Origin of the sequence: Mycobacterium sp. IS-2888, assembly GCF_001954215.1 — a bacterium.
GTDB lineage: Bacteria > Actinomycetota > Actinomycetes > Mycobacteriales > Mycobacteriaceae > Mycobacterium.
On record NZ_MBET01000028.1, the window covers coordinates 1 to 21,079 of the forward strand.

The 21,079-nt window shown below is 67.1% G+C and carries 22 protein-coding genes; 8 read left to right on the forward strand and 14 right to left on the reverse strand.

Features of this window, described 5'->3' with window-relative positions:
* On the reverse strand, nt 1–492 hold a 492-nt coding region (locus tag A5745_RS05315), incomplete at its 3' end, for a pyridoxal-phosphate dependent enzyme (RefSeq protein ID WP_139329456.1).
* Nucleotides 493–556: 64 nt separating this feature from the next.
* The gene (locus tag A5745_RS05320; protein WP_076061825.1) at nt 557–1,624 is read right to left on the reverse strand and encodes an alpha/beta hydrolase; all 1,068 of its coding nucleotides are present in this window, start codon (nt 1,622–1,624) and stop codon (nt 557–559) included.
* Between the two features lie 245 nt (nt 1,625–1,869).
* On the opposite strand from A5745_RS05320, the gene A5745_RS05325 reads away from it, so the two are divergent.
* The gene (locus A5745_RS05325; RefSeq protein WP_139329460.1) at nt 1,870–2,814 is read left to right on the forward strand and encodes an SGNH/GDSL hydrolase family protein; all 945 of its coding nucleotides are present in this window, start codon (nt 1,870–1,872) and stop codon (nt 2,812–2,814) included.
* Nucleotides 2,815–2,907: 93 nt separating this feature from the next.
* The gene (locus A5745_RS05330) at nt 2,908–4,125 is read left to right on the forward strand and encodes an acetyl-CoA C-acetyltransferase (RefSeq protein WP_076115375.1); all 1,218 of its coding nucleotides are present in this window, start codon (nt 2,908–2,910) and stop codon (nt 4,123–4,125) included.
* 66 nt (nt 4,126–4,191) lie between these two features.
* Here A5745_RS05330 and A5745_RS05335 read toward each other — a convergent pair whose 3' ends face one another.
* From A5745_RS05335 to A5745_RS05345, 3 genes are all read right to left on the reverse strand, one after another.
* Nucleotides 4,192–5,085 (reverse strand): RNA polymerase sigma-70 factor, encoded by an 894-nt coding sequence (locus A5745_RS05335; protein WP_139329457.1) that lies wholly within the window; start codon nt 5,083–5,085, stop codon nt 4,192–4,194.
* Nucleotides 5,082–6,242, reverse strand: coding sequence for an NAD(P)/FAD-dependent oxidoreductase (locus A5745_RS05340; RefSeq protein ID WP_083662743.1), 1,161 nt, complete (start codon nt 6,240–6,242; stop codon nt 5,082–5,084). Before A5745_RS05340 ends, A5745_RS05335 begins: the two co-directional genes overlap by 4 nt.
* Before the next feature lie 130 nt (nt 6,243–6,372).
* On the reverse strand, nt 6,373–7,221 hold the full coding sequence (locus tag A5745_RS05345; RefSeq protein ID WP_076061815.1) for a Bax inhibitor-1/YccA family protein: 849 nt from the start codon (nt 7,219–7,221) through the stop codon (nt 6,373–6,375).
* A gap of 218 nt (nt 7,222–7,439) precedes the next feature.
* On the opposite strand from A5745_RS05345, the gene A5745_RS05350 reads away from it, so the two are divergent.
* The 3 genes from A5745_RS05350 to A5745_RS05360 are packed head-to-tail and all read left to right on the forward strand — an operon-like array spanning nt 7,440 to nt 11,039.
* Nucleotides 7,440–8,477, forward strand: a complete 1,038-nt coding sequence (locus A5745_RS05350; protein WP_076115396.1) for an enoyl-CoA hydratase/isomerase family protein — start codon at nt 7,440–7,442, stop codon at nt 8,475–8,477.
* Nucleotides 8,478–8,490: 13 nt separating this feature from the next.
* Complete coding sequence (locus A5745_RS05355; protein ID WP_076061814.1) at nt 8,491–9,282, forward strand: enoyl-CoA hydratase; 792 nt, start codon at nt 8,491–8,493, stop codon at nt 9,280–9,282.
* An 8-nt stretch (nt 9,283–9,290) separates the two neighbouring features.
* Nucleotides 9,291–11,039: an alpha/beta-hydrolase family protein gene (locus A5745_RS05360; protein ID WP_076115378.1), complete on the forward strand. Its 1,749-nt coding sequence runs from the start codon at nt 9,291–9,293 to the stop codon at nt 11,037–11,039.
* Here A5745_RS05360 and A5745_RS05365 read toward each other — a convergent pair whose 3' ends face one another.
* Together A5745_RS05365 and A5745_RS05370 are read right to left on the reverse strand one after the other, a co-directional pair.
* Nucleotides 11,040–11,486 carry a rhodanese-like domain-containing protein gene (locus A5745_RS05365; RefSeq protein WP_076115379.1) on the reverse strand — a complete coding sequence of 149 codons (447 nt, stop codon included), beginning with the start codon at nt 11,484–11,486 and terminating at the stop codon, nt 11,040–11,042.
* On the reverse strand, nt 11,483–12,070 hold the full coding sequence (locus tag A5745_RS05370) for a cysteine dioxygenase (protein ID WP_076115380.1): 588 nt from the start codon (nt 12,068–12,070) through the stop codon (nt 11,483–11,485). Before A5745_RS05370 ends, A5745_RS05365 begins: the two co-directional genes overlap by 4 nt.
* A 115-nt stretch (nt 12,071–12,185) precedes the next feature.
* On the opposite strand from A5745_RS05370, the gene A5745_RS05375 reads away from it, so the two are divergent.
* Nucleotides 12,186–12,629 carry a lipoprotein LpqV gene (locus A5745_RS05375; RefSeq protein WP_217695268.1) on the forward strand — a complete coding sequence of 148 codons (444 nt, stop codon included), beginning with the start codon at nt 12,186–12,188 and terminating at the stop codon, nt 12,627–12,629.
* Between the two features lie 91 nt (nt 12,630–12,720).
* On the forward strand, nt 12,721–13,779 hold the full coding sequence (locus tag A5745_RS05380; protein ID WP_139329458.1) for a patatin-like phospholipase family protein: 1,059 nt from the start codon (nt 12,721–12,723) through the stop codon (nt 13,777–13,779).
* 14 nt (nt 13,780–13,793) lie between these two features.
* Here A5745_RS05380 and A5745_RS05385 read toward each other — a convergent pair whose 3' ends face one another.
* The 5 genes from A5745_RS05385 to A5745_RS05405 form a co-directional block, all read right to left on the reverse strand.
* Nucleotides 13,794–14,663, reverse strand: coding sequence for a patatin-like phospholipase family protein (locus A5745_RS05385; RefSeq protein WP_076115382.1), 870 nt, complete (start codon nt 14,661–14,663; stop codon nt 13,794–13,796).
* Between the two features lie 51 nt (nt 14,664–14,714).
* Nucleotides 14,715–15,407 carry a cutinase family protein gene (locus A5745_RS05390; RefSeq protein ID WP_205866307.1) on the reverse strand — a complete coding sequence of 231 codons (693 nt, stop codon included), beginning with the start codon at nt 15,405–15,407 and terminating at the stop codon, nt 14,715–14,717.
* A 185-nt stretch (nt 15,408–15,592) separates the two neighbouring features.
* Complete coding sequence (locus A5745_RS05395) at nt 15,593–16,468, reverse strand: adenylate/guanylate cyclase domain-containing protein (protein ID WP_076061802.1); 876 nt, start codon at nt 16,466–16,468, stop codon at nt 15,593–15,595.
* Between the two features lie 62 nt (nt 16,469–16,530).
* Nucleotides 16,531–17,301 carry a methanethiol S-methyltransferase gene (mddA, locus tag A5745_RS05400; protein ID WP_076115383.1) on the reverse strand — a complete coding sequence of 257 codons (771 nt, stop codon included), beginning with the start codon at nt 17,299–17,301 and terminating at the stop codon, nt 16,531–16,533.
* Nucleotides 17,302–17,370: 69 nt separating this feature from the next.
* A complete protein-coding gene (locus tag A5745_RS05405) occupies nt 17,371–18,546 on the reverse strand; it encodes an NAD(P)/FAD-dependent oxidoreductase (protein WP_076115384.1) in 1,176 nt (391 codons plus the stop codon).
* Between the two features lie 105 nt (nt 18,547–18,651).
* Here A5745_RS05405 and A5745_RS05410 point away from each other — a divergent pair, with 105 nt between their 5' ends.
* Nucleotides 18,652–19,326, forward strand: coding sequence for a metalloregulator ArsR/SmtB family transcription factor (locus tag A5745_RS05410; protein WP_076061796.1), 675 nt, complete (start codon nt 18,652–18,654; stop codon nt 19,324–19,326).
* A 56-nt stretch (nt 19,327–19,382) separates the two neighbouring features.
* Here A5745_RS05410 and A5745_RS05415 read toward each other — a convergent pair whose 3' ends face one another.
* Nucleotides 19,383–19,970, reverse strand: coding sequence for a class I SAM-dependent methyltransferase (locus A5745_RS05415; RefSeq protein WP_083662739.1), 588 nt, complete (start codon nt 19,968–19,970; stop codon nt 19,383–19,385).
* Between the two features lie 214 nt (nt 19,971–20,184).
* Nucleotides 20,185–21,075, reverse strand: coding sequence for a class II glutamine amidotransferase (locus A5745_RS05420; protein WP_076061794.1), 891 nt, complete (start codon nt 21,073–21,075; stop codon nt 20,185–20,187).
* Nucleotides 21,076–21,079: the final 4 nt, after the last annotated feature.

Sequence of the window (21,079 nt, forward strand, 5' to 3'; positions counted from 1 at the left end):
CTCCGGGCCGGTGGTCTCGTAGTGGCTGGCCGGGCCCTCGGGATTGGCGTACTGGTCGGGCTTCCACGCGCCGTCGATCTCCCGGACCAGCCGGTCGGAAACGCTGTAGTAGCTGTCGGGGTGGTCGGGCGGCACCGCCGTCGGGCACACCACCACCTCGGCGCCGTAGGCCAGCAACACGTTGCGCTTGTCCTCGCTGACCTTGTCCGGGCAGACGAACACGCACTTGTAGCCGCGGGGTTGGGCGACCAGGGCAAGACCGACACCGGTATTGCCCGAGGTCGGTTCGACGATGGTGCCGCCCGGCTTCAGCAGCCCAGCGGCCTCCGCGGCGTCGATCATCTTCACCGCGATCCGGTCCTTGGAGCTGGCCCCGGGGTTGAGGTATTCGACCTTTGCCACGACGGTGCCGGCGCCGGGGGGGATGACGGAGTTCAGGCGAACCAGTGGGGTGCCACCGATGAGTTCGCTGATGTGCTGCGCGATTCGCATGCGTTCATCGTCTCAGGCCGTTTCGGGCCGCGCATACCCGCGCCGCGGTCGGCGGAGGGGGGCGCTAATCGGTGGCTTCGCGGATGTACTCGCCGATTTGGCGCAGCGAACGGATTGCCTCGGGCACCATCGGCGCGGCGAGCTGGAAGTCGTGAATCTGGCCCGGCCACACCCGGACTTCGGCGGGCACGCCGACCGCGGCCAGCCGGCTCGCGGCCAACTGGGCGTCGTGCAGCAGCACCTCGGATCCCGAGACGTGGATCAGCGTCCGCGGCAGTCCCGGTTTGATGTGCTCCAGCGGCTCGTAAATCTCTTCGGGTTTGCCGTCGACGATGTTCTTTTCGGCGGCGCTAGCAACCAAAGCGACGAGCGCGTCGAACGCGGTGGCGGGGAACATCGCGTCGGTCTTGATGTTGGGATGGGCCTGCTTGCATTCCTTTGCTAGCTGCAGCAGTGGCGAGATCGCGACCAGCGCCGCCGGCTCTTCGCCCTCCTCCTGCAGACGTTGCGCGAGGGCGAGCGCGAGATACCCGCCGGCCGAGTCGCCGGCCAGCACAATGCGGTCGGCGTCGTAGCCGCGCCGGCGCACCCATTGGTAGGCGTCGTGGCAATCGGCGAGCGCCATCCCCACCGAATGCTTGGGCAGGAGCCGGTAGTTGACCACCAGGACGGGTGAGTCAGCAAACTTGGAGAGCGCTTCGACGAGGCGCCCGTGTGAGTTTGCTCCACACGTCAGGAATGCTCCGCCATGGAAGTAGAGAACCATCCGGCGGGTGCCGTCCGCGGGTAGCACCCCGGGGGCACGCACCAACTGTGCCGACGCGTTTGGCAACTTCACGTCCTGTCGGACCGTGGCGGTCACGGGCAGCACGACTCGGGATAGCAGGTCGATGAGGCCCCAGGGCCAGGGTGCGTTGGGTGCGTGGCTCCCGGCGGCCAGGATCGGCCGGATCGTCAGCCGTGATGCGAGATTGGCAAGCCGCGCAGCAACGCTCGGCCCCGATTCGAGGACCTCGACTGGCGCGCCATCGCTGATCGCGAATTTGCGTGATTCAACTCTACGTGCCCTGAGGACATCGTGTGTGCAAATGGCTCTCGGGGCGGAACCGGAGACCTTGCTGGGTGCGGTCATGCTCAACACTTCCTACGCCGTTGTAGTCCGATACAGCATGTGACGAGGCGGCTAAGCGTCCGGTTCATCTTCTGTTCGCCGAGTCGTTCAGCCAACTCGCTGGACTTAGCTTGACAGGCTTCGACGGGTACAACATTTGAAGAGTCTGATTTGATACCACATGTGATTCACAACGTGATCACATTGTTTTTAAGCCGCCAGCGCAAACACTCGAGCCGATCTAAACTGATTGCGTGACCATCCGGGTGCCGCGTCGTTCGACGATCGCCCTGGCCACAGCGGGTGCACTCGCCTCGACAGGCACGGCCTACCTGGGCGCTCGCAACCTGCTCGTCGGCCAGGCGTCGCACGCGCGCACCGTCATCCCGAAGGCGTGGGACGTCCCGCCCCGCGCCGATGGCGTGTACAGCCCGGGCGGCGGACCCGTCGAGCGGTGGCAGCGCGGCGTACCGGCGGATCTGCACCTGATGATCTTCGGGGACTCGACGGCCACCGGATATGGCTGCATGAACGCCGAAGAGGTGCCCGGCGTGCTGATCGCACGCGGACTCGCCGAGCAGACCGGCAAGCGCATCAGGTTGAGCACCAAGGCGATCGTGGGCGCCACCTCGAAAGGCGTTTGCGGCCAAGTCGATGCGATGTTCGTGGCCGGAGCGCCACCGGACGCGGCCGTGATGATGATCGGCGCCAACGACGTCACCGCGCTCAACGGGATCAGCCAGTCCGCGCAACGGCTGGGCACGGCGGTGCGCAAGTTGCGCACCCGCGGCGCGATCGTCGTCGTGGGCACCTGCCCGGACCTGGGCCTGATCAGCGCCATCCCCCAACCGCTTCGCTCCCTTGCGCACGCGCGCACTTCGCAGCTCGCCCGCGCCCAGGCCGCGTCGGTCCGGGCGGCCGGCGGGGTGCCGGTGCCGTTGGCGCACCTGCTGGCGCCCCAGTTCCGGGCCACGCCCGAGGTGATGTTCTCCGCCGACGGCTTCCATCCCTCGCCGGCCGCGTACGCGCTGGCGGCCAGGGCGCTGTTGGCGACGCTCTGCGATGAGTTGACCGAGCAGGTCGACGGCCCGGCGGAGGAGGCACCGGCGCCCCCGCCGGCGCAGGTGCTCGACGCCGCGCACACCCGACGCAGCGTCATGCCGCGGCTCTGGCAGCGGCCGCTGCCGGGTTCGCCCGCCCCGTCGTCATAGCGGCCGGTCGGCACCGACTAGATTTGTGCTACCCGTCGAGGTGGACGTACCACCCGTTCCTAGCTAGCCCGCGTCCCATGGGAGAGAACCGCCATGCCTGAAGCCGTCATAGTCTCCGCTGTCCGCTCGCCGATCGGCCGCGCCATGAAGGGGTCGCTTGTGTCCATGCGGCCCGACGACCTGGCGACGCAGATGGTGCGCGCCGCGCTCGACAAGGTGCCCGCGCTCAACCCGCACCAGATCGACGACCTCATCCTGGGTTGCGGCCTGCCCGGCGGCGAGTCCGGCTTCAACATGGCGCGCGTGGTCGCCGTCGAACTCGGCTACGACTTCCTGCCGGGCACCACGGTGAACCGGTATTGCTCGTCGTCGCTGCAGACGACGCGGATGGCTTTCCACGCGATCAAGGCGGGCGAGGGTGACGCATTCATCTCCGCGGGAGTGGAGACCGTGTCCCGGTTCGGAAAGGGCAACTCCGACTCGTGGCCGGACACCAAGAATCCGCTGTTCGACGAGGCCCAGGAGCGGACCGCCGCCGCGGCCGGCGGCGCGGACGAATGGCACGACCCCCGCGCCGACGACAACCTGCCCGACGTCTACATCGCGATGGGCCAGACCGCTGAAAACGTCGCCATCTTGACCGGCATCAGCCGCGAGGACCAGGACCACTGGGGCGTGCGCAGCCAGAACCGGGCCGAGGAGGCCATCAAGAGCGGATTCTTCGAACGCGAGATCACCCCGGTGACCCTGCCCGACGGCAGCACGGTCAGCACCGACGACGGCCCGCGCCCGGGCACCACCTACGAGAAGGTCAGCGAGCTCAAGCCGGTGTTTCGTCCCAACGGCACCGTGACCGCGGGCAACGCGTGTCCGCTCAACGACGGCGCCGCCGCATTGGTGATCACCAGCGACACGAAGGCCAAGGAACTGGGCCTGACCCCGCTGGCCCGCATCGTGTCGACCGGCGTCAGCGGCCTGTCGCCCGAGATCATGGGGCTGGGCCCGATCGAGGCGTCCAAGAAGGCGCTGGAGCGGGCGGGCATGTCGATCAGCGACATCGACCTGTACGAGATCAACGAGGCGTTCGCGGTCCAGGTGCTGGGCTCGGCGCGCGAGCTGGGCATGGACGAGGACAAGCTGAACGTGTCGGGCGGGGCGATTGCACTGGGCCACCCGTTCGGCATGACCGGCGCGCGCATCGCCACCACGCTGCTGAACAACCTGCAGACGCACGACAAGACGTTGGGCTTGGAGACCATGTGTGTCGGCGGCGGCCAGGGCATGGCGATGGTGATCGAGCGGCTCAGCTAGCCCTGCTCGTCGAGTGTGCGTCCTGGGCGCCGAGTGTGCGCCCGGGGCGCCGTGAGTGCACAGTCGTCAGCCGCGCCGGACGCCATCCGCAACGGCGCGCAGCTTGTCCGGGTTGGCCACGTTGTGGATGGTGACGATGCGCCCGTCCGCATCGAGTTCGACTGTGAGCGTGGCGATCACGCGGCCCGAGGCAGAGAAAACGATGCCCGGCCCGCCGTTGATATCGACGACTTCGGCTGTCATATCGGCGATCTCGACGCCTTCGTAGGGACGCTTGGTGACGCCGGCGAGCCATGCGGCGACCTTGGCCATGCCCTCGACCGGGCGCAGCGCCTGGCGCACTTTTCCGCCGCCATCCGTCCACAGCGTGACATCGGGGGCGAGCAGTTGCATCAGATCGTTGATGTCCCCGCCGGTCGCCGCGGCGAAGAAGCGTTCGGTGACCGCGCGCTTCTTGCCGCGGTCGGCCTCGAACCTCGGCCGGCGCGCCTGCACGTGATTGCGGGCGCGGTGGCCCGCCTGGCGCACCGCGGCCTCGGAACGCTCGACGGCCGAAGCGATTTCGGCGTAGCTGAAGTCGAACACCTCCTTGAGGACGAACACCGCGCGCTCCAGGGGGCTCAGCGTCTCGAGCACGACCAGCATCGCCATCGACACCGATTCGGCGGCCGCGACGTCCTCGGCCGTGTCTTCGGTCGTGAGGATCGGCTCCGGAAGCCACGGACCCACGTAGGTCTCCCGCTGGCGCCGGGTCGAGCGCAGTCGTTCCATCGACAGATTCGACACGATGCGGGACAGATAGGCCTTGGGGTCGGCGACCTGACCCCGATCGGCCGCCGACCACTTCAGCCAGGCATCCTGAACCACGTCCTCGGCGTCTGCCGCCGAGCCCATGATCCGATAGGCGATGGCGAACAACAGTTTCCGATGTTCGACGAACGTGTGCTCGTCGGCGCTCATCGGGTGAAGCCCCCACCGCGCCGCCATGTCACGGCGCCCAGCGTGGGCAGCAGCTTGAGCAATCGGTAGGTCGTCCACGGACTGGCGCTCACCGTCTCCTTGTAGGCGACCGCCCACCGACCGGCCAGATAGAAACGCGACGGGCTGTCGTCGGGATGGGTGAACTGGATGACGGCGTCGTGCCGCCCCAGGCTCACCGGCTGGTGGACATAGCCGAAGCGGAACCGCTTGGGCTGCTTGCCCTTCAGCTCTCGGACGATGTTGGCCGCGGCGTGCACCCCGGTCGGGATGCCGCTCTGGCAGGTGCCGTGCACGAGGCCATATCCTTGCCGAACCGCGGCGGCATCGCCAACGACGTACACATCCTGGTGCGACACCGAGCGCAGCGCCGCATCGGTGATGATTCGGCCCCGCTCGTCGACGCGCAGGCCCGCGGCCGCCGCCAGCGGCGACACCCGCGCGCCCGCGGCCCACAGCACTGCACCGGCCGGCACGACCTGGCCGTCGGCGAGGGCGACCCCGTCGGGCATCACCTTGACGATGTCGACGCCGGAACGCATCCGCACGCCCAACCGGGCCAACCCGTCATGCAGGCGGGCACGCGCCTTGGGGCCCATCATCGATCCGGGTGTCTGCCGGCTCAGCAGGACGACGTCGAGTTCCGGGTGCCGCTCGGCGATCTCGGCGGCCGATTCGATTCCGGTCAGGCCGCCGCCGGCGACCACGACCGTCCCGGCGCCGAGCCGATCCAGCTGCTGGGCCAGCAACCCAGCATCGTGGGCGCTGTTGAGGGTGTAGGCGAATTCGTCGACGCCGGGCACTGCCGCGGTGTCGGCGACGCTGCCAAGCGCATACACCAGGGTGTCGTAGCCGATCACGCGCTCGTCGTCGAGACGGACGGTCCGCGCGTCGGCGTCCAGGCCGGTGACCCAGCCCTGGACGAACTCGACGCCGGTGCCGGCGAGCATGTCCGGGATCTGAAGCTCGGCCAGCCGCTGGCCCGAAGCCGCCTGGTGCAGGCGCAGCCGCTCGGTGAACCGAGCCTGCGGGTTGACCAGGGTGACGCGCACGTCGTCGCGGCCCTTGACCCGACGCGCCAAGCGGGCGGTGGCCGCCATGCCGGCGTAGCCGGCGCCGATGATCACGATGTGCTTCATGATGCTGCCTTTCGCGAGCGAAGGGGTGCTGACAACCAGCAGACGCATCGAGCGGTCGTGGATGTGACATCACGCGCGGGTGCACAAAAAACCGGCACGCCAATCGGCGTGCCGGTTTTTGCGTCAAGCGCTAATCGTTCTGCAGATAACTGAGCAGGCGCAGGATCTCGAGGTACAGCCAGACCAGCGTCACGGTCAGGCCCAGGGCGATGCCCCAAGCCGCCTTCTCCGGCGCCCCGGCGCGGATCATCTGGTCGGCCGCGTCGAAGTCGATAAGGAAGCTGAACGCCGCGATACCGATGCACACCAGCGAGAAGATGATCGCGATCGTTCCGCCGCTGCGCAGACCCAGGCCCGTGCCGCCGCCGACGTGGAACATTGCCAGCACGAAATTGCCGAGCATCAGGGCCAGCACGCCGAACATCGCGGCGACCAGCATGCGGGTGAACTTGGGGGTGACGCGGATGGCGCCGGTCTTGTAGACGACGAGCATCCCGAAGAACACACCGAAGGTACCGAGGACGGCCTCCCCGATCAGGGCGCCGGCGTTGGCCGACGACACCGTGAAGTTCGCGAAGACGAACGAGACCGCGCCGAGGAACAGGCCCTCCAGGACGGCGTAGCTGAGCACGATCGCGGGGCTGTCCTGCTTGCGGCCGAACGTCGCGACCAGCACCAGCCCCAAGCCGCCGAGCGCGCCGATCAGGGTGAGCGGCATCGCCAGCGCGAGATTGGACGCCACCAGGAAGTAGGAGACGATCGCCGCGACCGTCAGCACGCCCAGCGTGATGCCCGTCTTGGTGACGACGTCGTCGATCGTGACCGGACGGGATACCTTGGCCTCCTGGTAGGGGGCCGCCGTGTAGGGGTCACCTTGGTAGTACCCCTGCTGCACCTGGGCCGCGCCAGTGCCGAATTGCGCGTACCCGCCGCGCTGCTTAGGCAGCGAGCGAAATACCGGGTTACTTGTCTCCCGCACTGTCGGATCCTCTCTGAAGACTGTGGCTTGGAGCTGTGCGAACACCTGCTCAACGATTAGTGACCCGCCCGGGTTCCCAGCGGAGCTGGGGTTTTGCCGATAATCCCGGGCCCGGACCTTCTCGTCCGGTTAAACATAAACCTTACCCGCGGGTACCGGGGCGGTAGTGACGATCTAGATTGCTGGTCGAGACCCCGCGGCGATGGGAAGGTGGCGCGTTGACGGAGGAATCCGACGAAGTCCTTACCCGGATCGACGGCGACGTCGGCCTCATCACGCTCAACCGCCCCAAGGCGATCAACTCGCTGAACCAACCGATGGTGGACGCCCTGCGCGCCATCCTCACCCGCTGGGAAGCCGACGACGCGGTGCGTGCGGTGGTCCTGTCCGGCGCCGGGGACCGCGGATTGTGCGCCGGCGGCGACGTTGTGGCGGTCTACCACAGCGCCCGCAAGGACGGCGTCGAGGTGCGGAAGTTCTGGCGCGACGAGTATCTGCTCAACGGCCAGATCGGGCGTTTCCCCAAGCCGTATGTGTCGTTGATGGACGGCATCGTGATGGGCGGCGGCGTCGGCGTCAGCGCGCACGGCAGCGTTCGGGTGGTGACCGAAACGTCAAAGGTGGCGATGCCGGAGGTCGGCATCGGCTTCATCCCCGACGTCGGCGGCGCGTTTCTGCTGTCCCGGGCACCGGGCGCGCTGGGGCTGCACGCCGCGCTCACCGGCGCGCCGTTTTCCGGGGCCGACGCCATCGCGATGGGATTCGCCGACCACTACGTGCCGCACGGCGATCTCGACGCGTTCACCGCGGCGATAGTTTCCGACGGCATCGAGAGCGCGCTGGCCCGCTATGCCGTCGAACCCCCACCGAGCGAGCTTGCCGCACAACGTGATTGGATCGACGACTGCTTCGCTGGCGAAACCGTCGAAGACATCGTCGCGGCGCTGCGCGGCCACGGCGCCGCAGCTGCCGACGACGCCGCCAACCTGATCGCCACCCGCTCCCCCATCGCGGTGTCGGTGGCGTTGGAGGCGGTGCGCCGGGCCGCGAAACTCGACACGCTGGAAGACGTTCTGATCCAAGACTATCGGGTGTCGTCCGCCTCGGCGCGCTCGCACGACCTGGTCGAAGGCATCCGCGCACAGATCATCGACAAGGATCGCAATCCGAAATGGTCGCCGGCGACGCTGGACGCGGTCAGCGCGGCCGACGTCGACGCGTACTTCGCGCCCGTCGACGACGACTTGAGTTTCTAGAAAGGCGGTTTGGATGACAGAGGTGACCTCTACAACCTACGAAACCATCCTGGTCGAGCGCGACCAGCGGGTTGGGATCATCACGCTGAACCGGCCCAAGGCCCTCAACGCGCTCAACAGCCAGGTGATGCATGAAGTCACCAGTGCGGCAACAGAATTGGACAACGATCCCGGTATCGGGGCGATCATCATCACCGGGTCGGCCAAGGCGTTCGCCGCAGGCGCCGACATCAAAGAAATGGCCGAGTTGACGTTTTCCGACGCGTTCGAGGCCGACTTCTTCGCGGCCTGGGGCAAATTGGCCGCGGTCCGCACCCCGACGATCGCCGCGGTCGCCGGCCACGCACTCGGCGGAGGATGCGAGCTCGCCATGATGTGTGACCTGCTGATCGCGGCCGACACCGCGAAATTCGGTCAGCCGGAGATCAAACTCGGCGTGCTGCCCGGCATGGGCGGCTCGCAGCGTCTCACCCGGGCCATCGGCAAGGCCAAGGCCATGGACCTGATCCTGACCGGGCGCACCATCGACGCCGCCGAAGCCGAACGCAGCGGCCTGGTTTCGCGGGTGGTGCCCGCCGATGACTTGCTGACCGAGGCCAAGGCCGTCGCCGCCACCATTTCGCAGATGTCGCGCTCGGCCGCCCGGATGGCCAAGGAAGCCGTCAACCGGGCCTTCGAATCGACGCTGTCCGAAGGACTTCTCTACGAACGCCGGCTCTTCCATTCGACCTTCGCGACGCACGACCAGTCCGAGGGGATGGCGGCATTCATCGAGAAGCGCACCCCCAACTTCAACCATCGGTAGGACGCTCCATGAGCGAAACGGGCTCTGTCACCAGCACCGAAGCTGACGACGAATCTGTCGCCAGCCCCGACGCCGAGGCGCCGGCCAGCGCGCACGGCACCGCGGAAGCGCTTGAGGCTATCCGAAAGCCTTGGTGGGTAAGGCATTACACGTTCACCGGGACCGCGGTCGGCCTCATCTTCATCTGGTTCTCCATGACGCCGTCGCTGCTGCCCCGCGGCCCGTTGTTCCAGGGGCTGGTCAGCGGGATCTCCGGCGCCATCGGCTATGGGCTGGGCGTCTTTTCGGTGTGGCTGGTTCGCTACATGCGTGAATCGAAGTCCAGCCCGCCCCCGCCGCGCTGGGCGTGGAAGGTGCTGATCCCGATCGCCGTGGTGGGCCAGGTGCTGATGGCGATCTGGTTTCACGTCTGGCAGGACGACGTGCGCGATTTGATGGGCGTGCCGCACCTGGAGTGGTACGACTACCCGATCGCTGTGGGGCTGTCGGTGGTGGTGCTGTTCACCGTCGTCGAAATCGGGCAGTTCATTCGCTGGCTGGTCAGATTTTTGGTGGGCGAAGTCGACCGGATCGCCCCCTTCCGGCTGTCGGTGACGATCGTCGTGGTGGTGCTGGTGTTCCTGACGGTCACCTTGCTCAACGGCGTCGTGCTCAAGTTCGCGATGCGCACCATGAACAACACGTTCGCCACGGCGAACAACGAGATGAGCCCGGACACCGCGCCGCCGAAATCCCCGCTGCGCTCCGGCGGTCCGCAGTCGCTGGTGTCGTGGGAGTCGCTGGGCCACCAGGGCCGCATCTTCGTCAGCGGCGGCCCGACTATCGGCGAGCTGACCGCTTTCAACGGGGCCCCGGCCGTCGAACCGATCCGCGCCTATGCGGGATTGAACTCCGCGGACGGCATCACGGCGACCGCGGAACTGGCGGCGCGCGAGCTGCAACGCGAAGGAGGCCTCCAACGCCAGGTCGTGGCCGTCGCGACAACCACCGGGACGGGCTGGATCAACGAGGCCGAGGCCTCGGCGCTGGAATACATGTACAACGGAAACACCGCGATCGTGAGTGTGCAGTATTCATTCTTGCCGAGCTGGCTGTCGTTCCTGGTGGACAAGGAGAACGCGCGGCATGCCGGCCAGGCACTGTTCGAGGCGGTCGACAGGCTGATCCGCCAAATGCCCGAAGGGCAGCGGCCCAAGCTCGTCGTGTTCGGTGAGAGCCTCGGATCCTTCGGCGGCGAGGCACCGTTCATGAGCCTCAACAACGTGCTGGCCCGCACCGACGGCGCGCTGTTCAGCGGACCGACCTTCAACAACACGATCTGGACGGACCTGACGTCGACGCGCGACGCAGGGTCTCCGGAGTGGCTACCGATCTACAACGACGGCAAGAACGTCCGGTTCGTGGCTCGCCCAAGCAATTTGGCGCGCCCGGATTCGGCGTGGGGCCACCCCCGCGTGGTGTATTTGCAGCACGCGTCGGACCCGATCGCGTGGTGGACGCCGGATCTGCTGTTCAGTGAACCGGATTGGCTGCGCGAAAGGCGGGGATACGACGTGCTGCCGCAGACACATTGGATTCCGGTCGTGACGTTCCTGCAAGTCTCGGCGGATATGGCGGTCGCCGTGGACGTGCCCGACGGGCATGGCCACCGCTACGTGGCCAATGTGGCCGACGGCTGGGCCGCGGTGCTATCACCGCCAGGGTGGACGCCGGACAAGACGGAAAGGCTGCGTCCGCTGCTGCACGCCAACGAGTGACTAGAGCCAGCGGCGACCGGTCGTGCCGGCGTCCGCCAGCCCCCCGGGGCGTGGGTCGACGGTGCCGCCGCCCAGCCGTTCCAGCACACCGGCACCCGACAGGGCGTGGTAGCCGCCGATGACGTCGGTGGCGCGGAGCAGGCCGATATCGAGCAGCGCCGCGGCGGCCAGGCTGGACGTGTAGCCCTCCGAACACACGATCACCCATTCGACGTCGTCGCCGACGGCCTCCGGCAGCCGGGCGTCGCTGGTCGGGTCACAGCGCCATTCCAGGACGTTGCGCTCGATCACCAGCGCGCCCGGTATCTCACCTTCTCGGAATCGCTGTGCCTGCGGCCGGATGTCGACCAGCACCGCACCGCGTCGCACCGCGTCGGGCACCTCGACGGCGGGCAGGCGGCGGTACCTGCGCCGGGCGGATCTCAACACCACGTCGATGCGGCTCACTGCGGCCCCTCAGGTTGGTCGGTCAATTCGGTGCGCCGGCGGCGCAACCTGTTGGCATCGGTGACTTCGTAGTACGACATCGCGGTCAGCGGCGGCGAATAGGCGTGCACGCTCAGGGTCGGCTCGACCGGACCCTTGATCGTGCTCGCCGCGGCGGTTCCGGTCACGGCCCTGGGTGCCCACACCACGTCGTGCACCCAACCCAGCGGGAACCCGGCCTGGTCGCCCGCGTCGAGCCGGCGGCGCCGCAGACCGCGTCCGTCCCAACGGAATTCGTTGAGCGAACCGGACAGCACGGTCAGCGCGCCGAGGGAACCGCCGTGGTCGTGCAGTTCGGTGGCCCGACCGGGGACCCAACTGATCAGCCAGACGTCCAGCTCGTCGTCGCCGTGGATGCGGGCGAACCAGCGCTCGGCGTGCGGTATGCCACCCTCGGGCAGCAGGTGGTCGCAGCGCCCGCTGAGCACGTCGTCGGCGGCCTGGTCGGTGGCGTGCAACAGGTCGGGGACCCGCAGCCGGGTGGGGCCGGCGGAGGGCGATGCGACGGTGTAGGGGCGCAACTCGATGGACGAGGGCAAAGACATTGGGGAGTGCTCCAGGGAGGACGGATCGGGACGAGCGGCGGCAAGTTAGGGCCGACAACACTCGCAAAATCCGAAGCGCTCCATCACGGCCGCCAGTGTTGCATAGATTGACATCGTGCGTAGGCGCAGTCGTTGGCTCCTGGGATGGGTCGCGGTCGTCCTGGCGGCCGGTTTGGTGACGGTCACCGGGTGCTCGCGCGGTGCCCACACCGGCGCGCCCACCTCGTCGTCGGCGCGGCCGTCGGGCATTCCCGCCGGCCCGGCCAGTGCACCGCCGGGCGCCGTGGGTCTGTCCCCCACGGGCGTCACGACCAGGGTCGACGTCCCCGCGGATTCGACCGAGGAGGAGTACTACCAGGCCTGTCATGCCGCGAAAGTGTGGATGGACGGTCAGCCCAAGACCGGTCAGTCGCTGTTCGAGCCGTATCTGGCGATGGTTCAGGCCTCGCAGTCGGGCACCGCGGGCAGCTGGAACATCCGGTGGGCGGAGCTGACCCTGGCGCGGCAGGCGGCCCTGATCACTGCGGCGCGTGCGGCCGCCAACGACGAATGCGGGTAGCCGCGGTCGGCCGCGCCGCAATTCGGATCACGGGTGAAAAAACTGCCCACCCGGCCCGCTCGGGGCCGATTCCGCCGCGCAAAATGAGGGGGTGCCTGGCGAACGATCAGCACCGACACGGGTGGCGTTGGCGCTCGGCAGCGGCGGCGCCCGCGGCTACGCCCACATCGGGGTCATCGAGGTGCTGGCCGAGCGCGGCTACGACATCGTGGGCATCGCCGGCTCGTCGATGGGCGCGATGGTCGGCGGTCTGCAGGCCGCGGGGCGCCTCGACGAATTCGCCGACTGGGCGAAGTCGCTAACCCAGCGCACGATCCTGCGGCTGCTGGACTTCTCCATCAGCGCTGCCGGCGTGATGCGGGCCGAGAAGATCCTGGACACCGTGCGCGACATCCTCGGCCCGATCACCATCGAAGAACTGCCCATCCCCTACACCGCCGTGGCGACCGACCTGCTCGCCGGCAAGTCGGTGTGGTTCCAGCGCGGCCCGCTCGACGAGGCCATCCGGGCGTCGATCGCGATTCCCGGGGTCATCGCCCCGCACGCGATCGACGGGCGCCTGCTCGCCGACGGCGGCATCCTGGACCCGCTGCCGATGGCCCCGATCGCCGCGGTCAACGCCGATCTGACCATCGCGGTGAGTCTCAACGGCAGCGAGACCATCGTCAGCCGCGACGAGGAGCCCGGCGCCACCGTCGAGTGGCTTAATCGCATGGTGCGCAGCACCTCCGCGCTGCTCGACACCACTGCGGCGCGCTCGCTGCTGGACCGGCCCGCGGCGCGGGCGATGTTGAGCCGATTCGGCGGCGCGGCCGCGGACCCGGATGCCTGGTCCGCCGATGCCGAGATCGAACCGACCGCAACCGAACTCGACGCCCTCGCCGCCCTGGAGACTCCCGAAGTGCCGAAGCTGGGCAGCTTCGAGGTGATGAATCGGACGATCGACATCGCCCAATCCGCACTGGCCCGCCACACGCTGGCCGCCTACCCCGCCGACCTGCTGATCGAGGTGCCACGCACGACGTGCCGAAGCCTGGAATTCCATCGGGCGGTGGAGGTGATCGCCGCGGGCCGCGAGCTGGCCATGCAGGCGCTGGACGCCTTCGAGCGCGAGCAGGACGAACCCGTCCCACCCGCGATCGAGGGCTGAGCGCGCTCAAGCCCTTAAGCTCCCAGGAATTTCGCGACCGCGCGAGCCTCGCGCCGCCCTTGCTCTCGTCCGGCGGTTGCCGAGGGGACGCGGCAGCGGGGATCCAGCGCGTTCGGCCCGAAGGCCGCCAACGAGTTTGCGTCGGCGAATACGGAGAACGCGGCGCCGGCGAAGGCCGCGATCTCGGCCGCCGGGCCCGGGCCGAACGGCGACGGGGTATCGACGCCCGAGGGCACCAGCACCACCGCCTCGTCGCAGTCGCCGGCGATGCCGAGGTTAACCAAGCTGCCGACCCCGCCGTCCATGTAGCGCCGGCCCGCGATCGTCACCGGCGGCCACGCTCCGGGCACCGCGCAACTGGCCGCCACCGCGTCGACGAGCTCGACACCCGACCGATTGTCGAAAACGACCAATTCCCCTGTCTCGGTGTCGATCGCGGTCAACCGCAACTCCCGGTCGGGCCAGTCGTGGGACGGCAAGCGGTGCGCGATCACCTGACGACGGACCGGCTCGGCAACGGTGTTGGTCGCCAGCGCCACGGCTCCGATCCGCCGCAACTGCTGGCGGGTCTTATCCGCCGTCGGGTCGTACGGTTCGGCCAGCGCGGCCAGGAAGATCTCGGTGATGTCGTCGACGTCGACGCCGGAATCGATCTCGGCGGATGCCTCGGCGACCTGCCGGTCGAACAGCGCCTCAAGCGTGCTCCCGCTGCTGATTTGGGCGGCGACCGCCGCACCGGCCGAGGTCCCCACCAGCACGTCGGACTCCAGCAGGAGCCGCCCCGCTTCCGGCGACTCATCGGCGATACCCCGCAGAACACCTGTCTCCCAGGCGATTCCCGCTATCCCCCCGCCGGCCAACACGAGCGCACGTTTGGTTGCCACGTCGACACACTCTGCCAGCCGGCGCCGGGCGAGCCGCCGGGGAGACCCGCGTCAGAGGTGGCTGGCCACGAAAGTCGCCGCCTGGCTGGGCATCCCGGACTGCTTGTAGGAGAGGTGCGCCGCGGAGAACATTTCGTCATGCGTCGGCGGTGCCAGGGCCCCGCCTGGAGTGCAGATCGGATCGCCGGGCGCACACAAATCGATGGCCTTAGCCCCGTACCACGGGCTGACCGTGCTCACCGGCGCTCCCAGATATCTGTCCGATGGATTCCCGAAGAGGGCGAGCGCAGCAACGTGATCAGCCACGTCCTGCGGCAGCGACGAGGGGACCAAACCCGCAACCTCTATTTGGGCGATGGTGATCAGATCGATCACCATCGCGCCTTGGGAATATCCACCGAGCACCAGCTTGGTGTTGGGACAGGTCGCGGCCATGGATTCGACATGAGCGCTCGCATCGCGGGCACCGGCGGATGCGGAAGGGCCGAAATCTTCGGTGGCGGGGTAGTTGACGGGATACACCGCGAGGGATCGACCCCCGACCTGCGAGCGCAGCGAGTCGATGAATGCCTGTCCGACCCCGCCGACGCCGGGCGCTTCGGTGGTGGCGCGGGCAAACGTCACCTCGACGTCGGGGCAGGGCGCGGCGGACGCGGAGGCCATGAGGATCGGCGGGGTCAGCAGCGTCGCCCAGGTTGTCACCACCGCGGCAACCAGCAGACGTGCGAGTTGGCGTGCGCCCACGAGTTAATGCTGGCACATCGCGACCGATATGTACCGTCCGAATTTGCGTGACCCAACGCCTGCGTTGCGTGCGTCATGCGCCGGGCGGACACAAACTGCTACTCATAGCAACACGCCGGCGCAAAAGTAAGCGCTCCTGGGGTTGCGCTCATACCTCTAGCACCTTCAAAAGGTGTCCTAGTAGTTCAGTCCGGTGTGGGCTTCTCGTCCTCGAAGCATGCGAATAGATCCCATTCGCCCGGCAGGCCCTTGAGCGTGTGCGTACCGCGGGGCTGAAACACAAAACCCGCGTTGCTCGCCAGAGTTCGCGTCGTGGTTGACACCAGGATCTCGTTGGCAGCCGCGGCGCTGAGGATCCGTGCCGCTTCATGCACCGCGACGCCGCGCACGTCGCTCCCCACTACTTCTACTTCTCCGACGTGTACGCTAGCCCGGACCTGCAGGCCTTCCCGACCGGCGGCCCGGCCGATCGCCGCGGCGCAGCGTAGGGCGGCGGCCGGCCCATCGAAGGTCGCAAGCAATCCGTCTCCGGTGGTGTTGATCTCGTGGCCGTGGTGGCGTTCCAACGCCGCCCGCGTCGCCTCGTAGTGTGCGGAGAGCACGTCTCGCCATGCGTGATCGCCCAGCCGATTCGCCATCACCGTGGAGTCAACGAGATCGGTGAATAACAGGGTGACCAGCGCCCGGTTCTGAGCGCCGAAGAGCCGGAATCCTGCGAAGGCCCGCAACCCCGACCACTCGATCTGGACGCACGGCTCGCTCCCAAGGGTGTATCCGTCATGACCGGGCGGAATCTCAAATACGTCGTCCGGCCCGAACTGGAGCGTGGTCCCGTCGCGCATCACGACTTCGAACCGGCCCGACACCACGACCCCCACGTGACGCGCCTCGCACCAATCCCCGCCGACCTGTGGACGCACGTGCGTAGACCACCGCCATCCTGGCTGTGTCACAATCCGCCCCACAGTCAGGTCACCCACGTCGACCTGCTGGACCTTGATCCCTTTGAACTCGAGTGTCTCGTCCGGACTCATCAGGTTCTTGACTCGAACCTCGCCCATACCCGCATTTTCACGCACCCCCCACAGACGGTCAATGATCACGAGATGCTGCCGATTAATTGTCAAGCCGGATTTGTAGTGGCTTCAGCGTCGGTACGGTGACGGGGCCGCTGAAGTCCCGGAATGAGCATCGGCACGCGGCGGCGATATTCGCGATACTCGTCGCCGAGCGCCGCTGTGAGGTCGTGCTCCTCAATCTGCAGCGCTATCAGGATGTACCCGGTGGTCGCCAACGCGAAAAGCAGATGCCCTGCCGTCATCGTCGGGGCGGCCCAAAACGCGACAATGAAACCGAGCATGAGAGGGTGCCGGACGACCCGATACAGCAGTGGCGAACGAAAGCCCGTCTCGCTGTAGGGTTCTGCACGCCACGCCAGATAGACCTGACGAAGGCCGAACAGATCAAAGTGATTGATCATGAATGTCGAAGCCAGAACCGTGGCCCAGCCGAGCCAGAACAGGACCTGCAGCCCGATCCGGCCCGGTAGCCATGCGATGTCCCAGATGACCGCCGGCATCGTCCGCCACTGCCAGAACAACAGGAACAGAACCAAACTCGACAACAGCACGTAGGTGCTGCGCTCGATAATCTCGGGTATCAACCGCGTCCACCAACGCTTGAACGTCGGTCGTGCCATCACGCTGTGCTGCACGGCAAATAACGCGAGCAACACCACGTTGACGACGACCGCCTCCCCAATCGACGCCGCGACACCATTGTCGATGCTGCGCGGCACAACAAGGTTGCCCACGAAGCCGATGGAGTATAGGAACGCCGCCAAAAAGACGAGATAGCACGTGGCACCGTAAGCCATGGTGAGTGAGCGCTTCATTGTGTCCTCCGTTTTCCGTTTCCTACGGTTTCTGGGCGTGCCGCTGTCGCGCCGGCGTCTCCGGATTGCTTAGCGAATGTTCCAGCGCACCAGCCAATCTCGCTCCTCCTGCTCCTTTTCCGCGTGATACGCCCGCGACGGGTCACGCAATGCGATCTGAGGCGCGGGCAGCGTCAGGAAATTACCCTCAGCCTTAGCGGCCAGACCCCCGCCGATCTCGACATAACAGGCGCCCTCGCCGGTGAACCGGGTGTCGGGCGCGTCGCGGCCTAGATGGCGGGCCACCTGGTGCGCGACGATCTCGGCTTCGGCTCGGGCGAAGATCGCTGCCTTCGGTAGCGGTTTGCCGTTGGGCAGCTCAAGTGCGGTGACATCGCCGATCGCCCAGACATTCGGCATGCTTGTGGCGAGAGTTTGCGGATCGACCGGGATCCAGCCGCCAGGGTGGAGTTCGGTCGACATCACCGCTGTTGCTGGTGACTGGTGTGGCGGAACCACCGCTAGGTGATCGAACGATTCAGTAGTTCCGTCCGCGAATTCCACGACGTGGGTATCCGGATGGATGCATGTCGCGGACTTACCACCATGGAAACCAATGCCTTTCGCTTCCATGATGGCGACTAGGGCTTCACCAACTTCCGGGCCGGCGACCGGCATCGGGAGCGCATCCGGGCTGAACGTGTCGACTCGCACTGCGCCGCTGGCATACCTAGCGCCTAATAGGTCGGCCATCAGGAACGCCGCCTCGAATGGTGCGGCCGGGCATTTGAACGGCGCACGGACGACCAGCACGATTAACCGTCCCGACTCCAGCGTCCCAATCGTGCGGTGCAGATCCACGGCGCCATCGAGTGTGTAGAACTGGTCCGCGATACCAGATTCGAACGCCTCCGATAAACCTGGCAGGGCTGAAGCGTCGAGGGCGGCGCCAAGGGCGATCACCAAAGCGTCGTAGCGGACCGGGCTCGAACCGCGGCAGTGCACCGCCTGCTCGACGTCGTCGATGCGATCGACATCCGCGGTCACCATCTGCACACCGGGAAGCGCTGCCGCCGTGGGTTTTACGCGCACTTGCTCTGCCGTCCGCCAGCCGCGCATCACCCACAGCAGCGACAACCCCAAGCCGCCGGTAAAGCTCCGGTCGACCAGCACGATCCGATCTTGGGTGGGCAATACCTTGCGCAGCTCTGCGGCCGCGGTCAGGCCTCCGACGCCGGCCCCCAGGACGACAACGGTCTTGTTCATGGACGCTCACCTCCCGACGGAGTTGGTCAGACGTCGATGATCTGGTGGGACCGTCGTCGCGTGCTAAGATCTATACGATATTCCAAAGATTATTGGAGAAGCAAGATGGGAAAGCCGTCTGGTTCCAAAGCGGCACTTTTGGACGAGATCGCGCGGGTCGGTAAGGCGCTGGGCAACGGGCGCCGACTGCAGATCCTCGACCTCCTCGCTCAGGGCGAGCGCTCCGTCGACGCGATCGCCACTGCGACGGGGATGAACCTGACCACCGCCTCGGCGAACCTGCAATCGCTCAAGGCCGGCGGTCTGGTCGAAACCCGTCGCGATGGCACCCGTCAGTACTACCGGCTCGCCGGAGAGGACGTGGGCCGGCTGTTTTCACTGGTGCAGACAGTCGCTGAGGCGCACCTGGCCGATGTGGCCGTCGCGGCCGCTGCGGTGCTTGGTTCACCCGAAGACGCCATCACGCGGCAGGAACTGATACGCCGCCTCGACGCCGGCGAGGTCACGCTGATCGACGTGCGACCGCATGAGGAGTACTTAGCCGGGCACATTCCCGGCGCGATCAGCATGCCCCTCGCTGAGCTGGTAGACCGACTATCCGAACTGCCGGCCGGTCAGGAGATCGTCGCCTACTGCCGCGGCGCGTACTGCGTCATGGCACCCGAGGCCACCCGCATTGTGAAAAGCGCTGGGCGCGGGGTGAAACGCCTCGACGAAGGCATGCTCGAATGGCGCCTCGCTGGACTGCCCGTAGAGGAACCCACGGGGCAGGCAGGCTGACACGTCATTCTTGGCGACCGCGGCTAGGGATCACCGAACGACGATGCCACGACGTCTCAAACACGTATCATCGTGACTCGCCATAGCCGACGAGGCAGGTCTCCTTCTTCGAAGGCATACACCTCGTCAAGCGTCCAGCCCTCGGCCAAAGCCTCGACCAGCTGCCGGTTGAAGAAGTGCACAACGAAGCCACCATGCTCGAAGGTGTTGTCTCCGTGTGCTTTTCCAGCACCGCAGTGGGCGTCGCCGGTGTGGCGCACAGTGTAAACGAGTATCCCGCCTGGCCGCAGCACGCGCCGGACCTCGCTGACGACGGCGTGTATCTCGGTCGTCGACAGGGCCATACACAACGCCATGTGTGCGAACACCGCATCGACGGCGCGGTTTTCCAAGGGCAGGGGCTCGCGCATGTCGTGCACAACGGTCGACAATTGCGCGCCTACGCCTTGGGCTTGGGCTACTCCGCGGATTCGTTCGATCGCAACATCACTGAAGTCAATAGCCGTCACCGTGAAGCCCTCTCTGGCGAAATACATGGCATCGCGGCCGTGACCGGCAGCCAACTCCAGCAGCCGCTTGACGCCAGCGGCCTTAAACAGGTTCGCTGCGTACACCGCCGGGGCTGACGGCGCAGACCCGTACATGTCGGGGTGTGCACGATAAGTGTCTTGCCATTGTCGGCGCTGCAATGCGCACAGCTCGCCTGCTGAGGAACTCGCGCATCGACCGAGTTTCCGGGGGTCCGGCAAGGCATTCTCCAACTATCCTTGGAATGGCGTAGAAGCTAGTGTAGCCCCCGCTCCCAATGCTGGGCAGATCGCGACCGATAGGTACCTTTTGAGTTTGCGTGACCCGGCCTCAGGCGAGCCGCCGAGTGCTCGGGAGGGCGTGCTGCGCGTCCTGGACCGGCCCGCTCAGATCCTCCCGCCGGAGCGGACGCGTGGGCGGGTCGGGCAGCACCACGCTGCGTTCCACCCGCAACGCGGCGTCGACGTGGACCAGCTCTCCCGCATCCAACAGACGCCAGCGCGGGTCCTCGTCCATCGGTTCGGAGGCGAACACCACCGACGCCCGTGTGCACAGGTGTTCCGAGCGCGCGTGAATTCGCTTGGTGCGTAAGTCGAATTCGGGCGGCGCGGTTGGGGATTCGTCGGGCCGTTCCAGGATGTACAGCTCATGGGTCTCCGGGTAGCGCAGCGCCCACATGTCCGTCGCCGTGCTCAACAGCACGTTGAGCGCGTAGATCGGCACGTTCGACGCGAGCCACTTCGTCGCATCGACCACGCCCGCCGTCACGTCGCCCCCGTGCGCTCGGATCGAGGCGGTGATCAACGCGAACACCCGCTCGGAATCGGTGTCGCCCAGGACCAGGTCGTCGGCGCCGACCTCGCGCAGCCGTTCATCGATGGCATGCAGGCCCTCGAGCACGCCGTTGTGCGCGAAGATCCGTCCGTCCTGCAGGAACGGGTGGGTGTTGCGGACGTCGAGCGAACCGGTCGTCGCGTAGCGAACGTGCGCGATGAACGTCGTCCCGGTCAGCCGGTGTGCCTCGGTGGCGAAGGCGGTGTCCCGCCAAGCCGCGATGGGCTGCTTGTGCAACCGGGGCCGGGCGTGCTCGTCGAAAACGCCCAGGCCCGTGCCGTCGGGGTTCGTTCTGCTCTGCTCGGCCAGGCTGTCGGGGGCGTCCAGCAGCCAAAACGTCGCGGTGCACGCGCGCGTTCCGGCGTGCAGGCCGAAGAGCCGGCACATGACG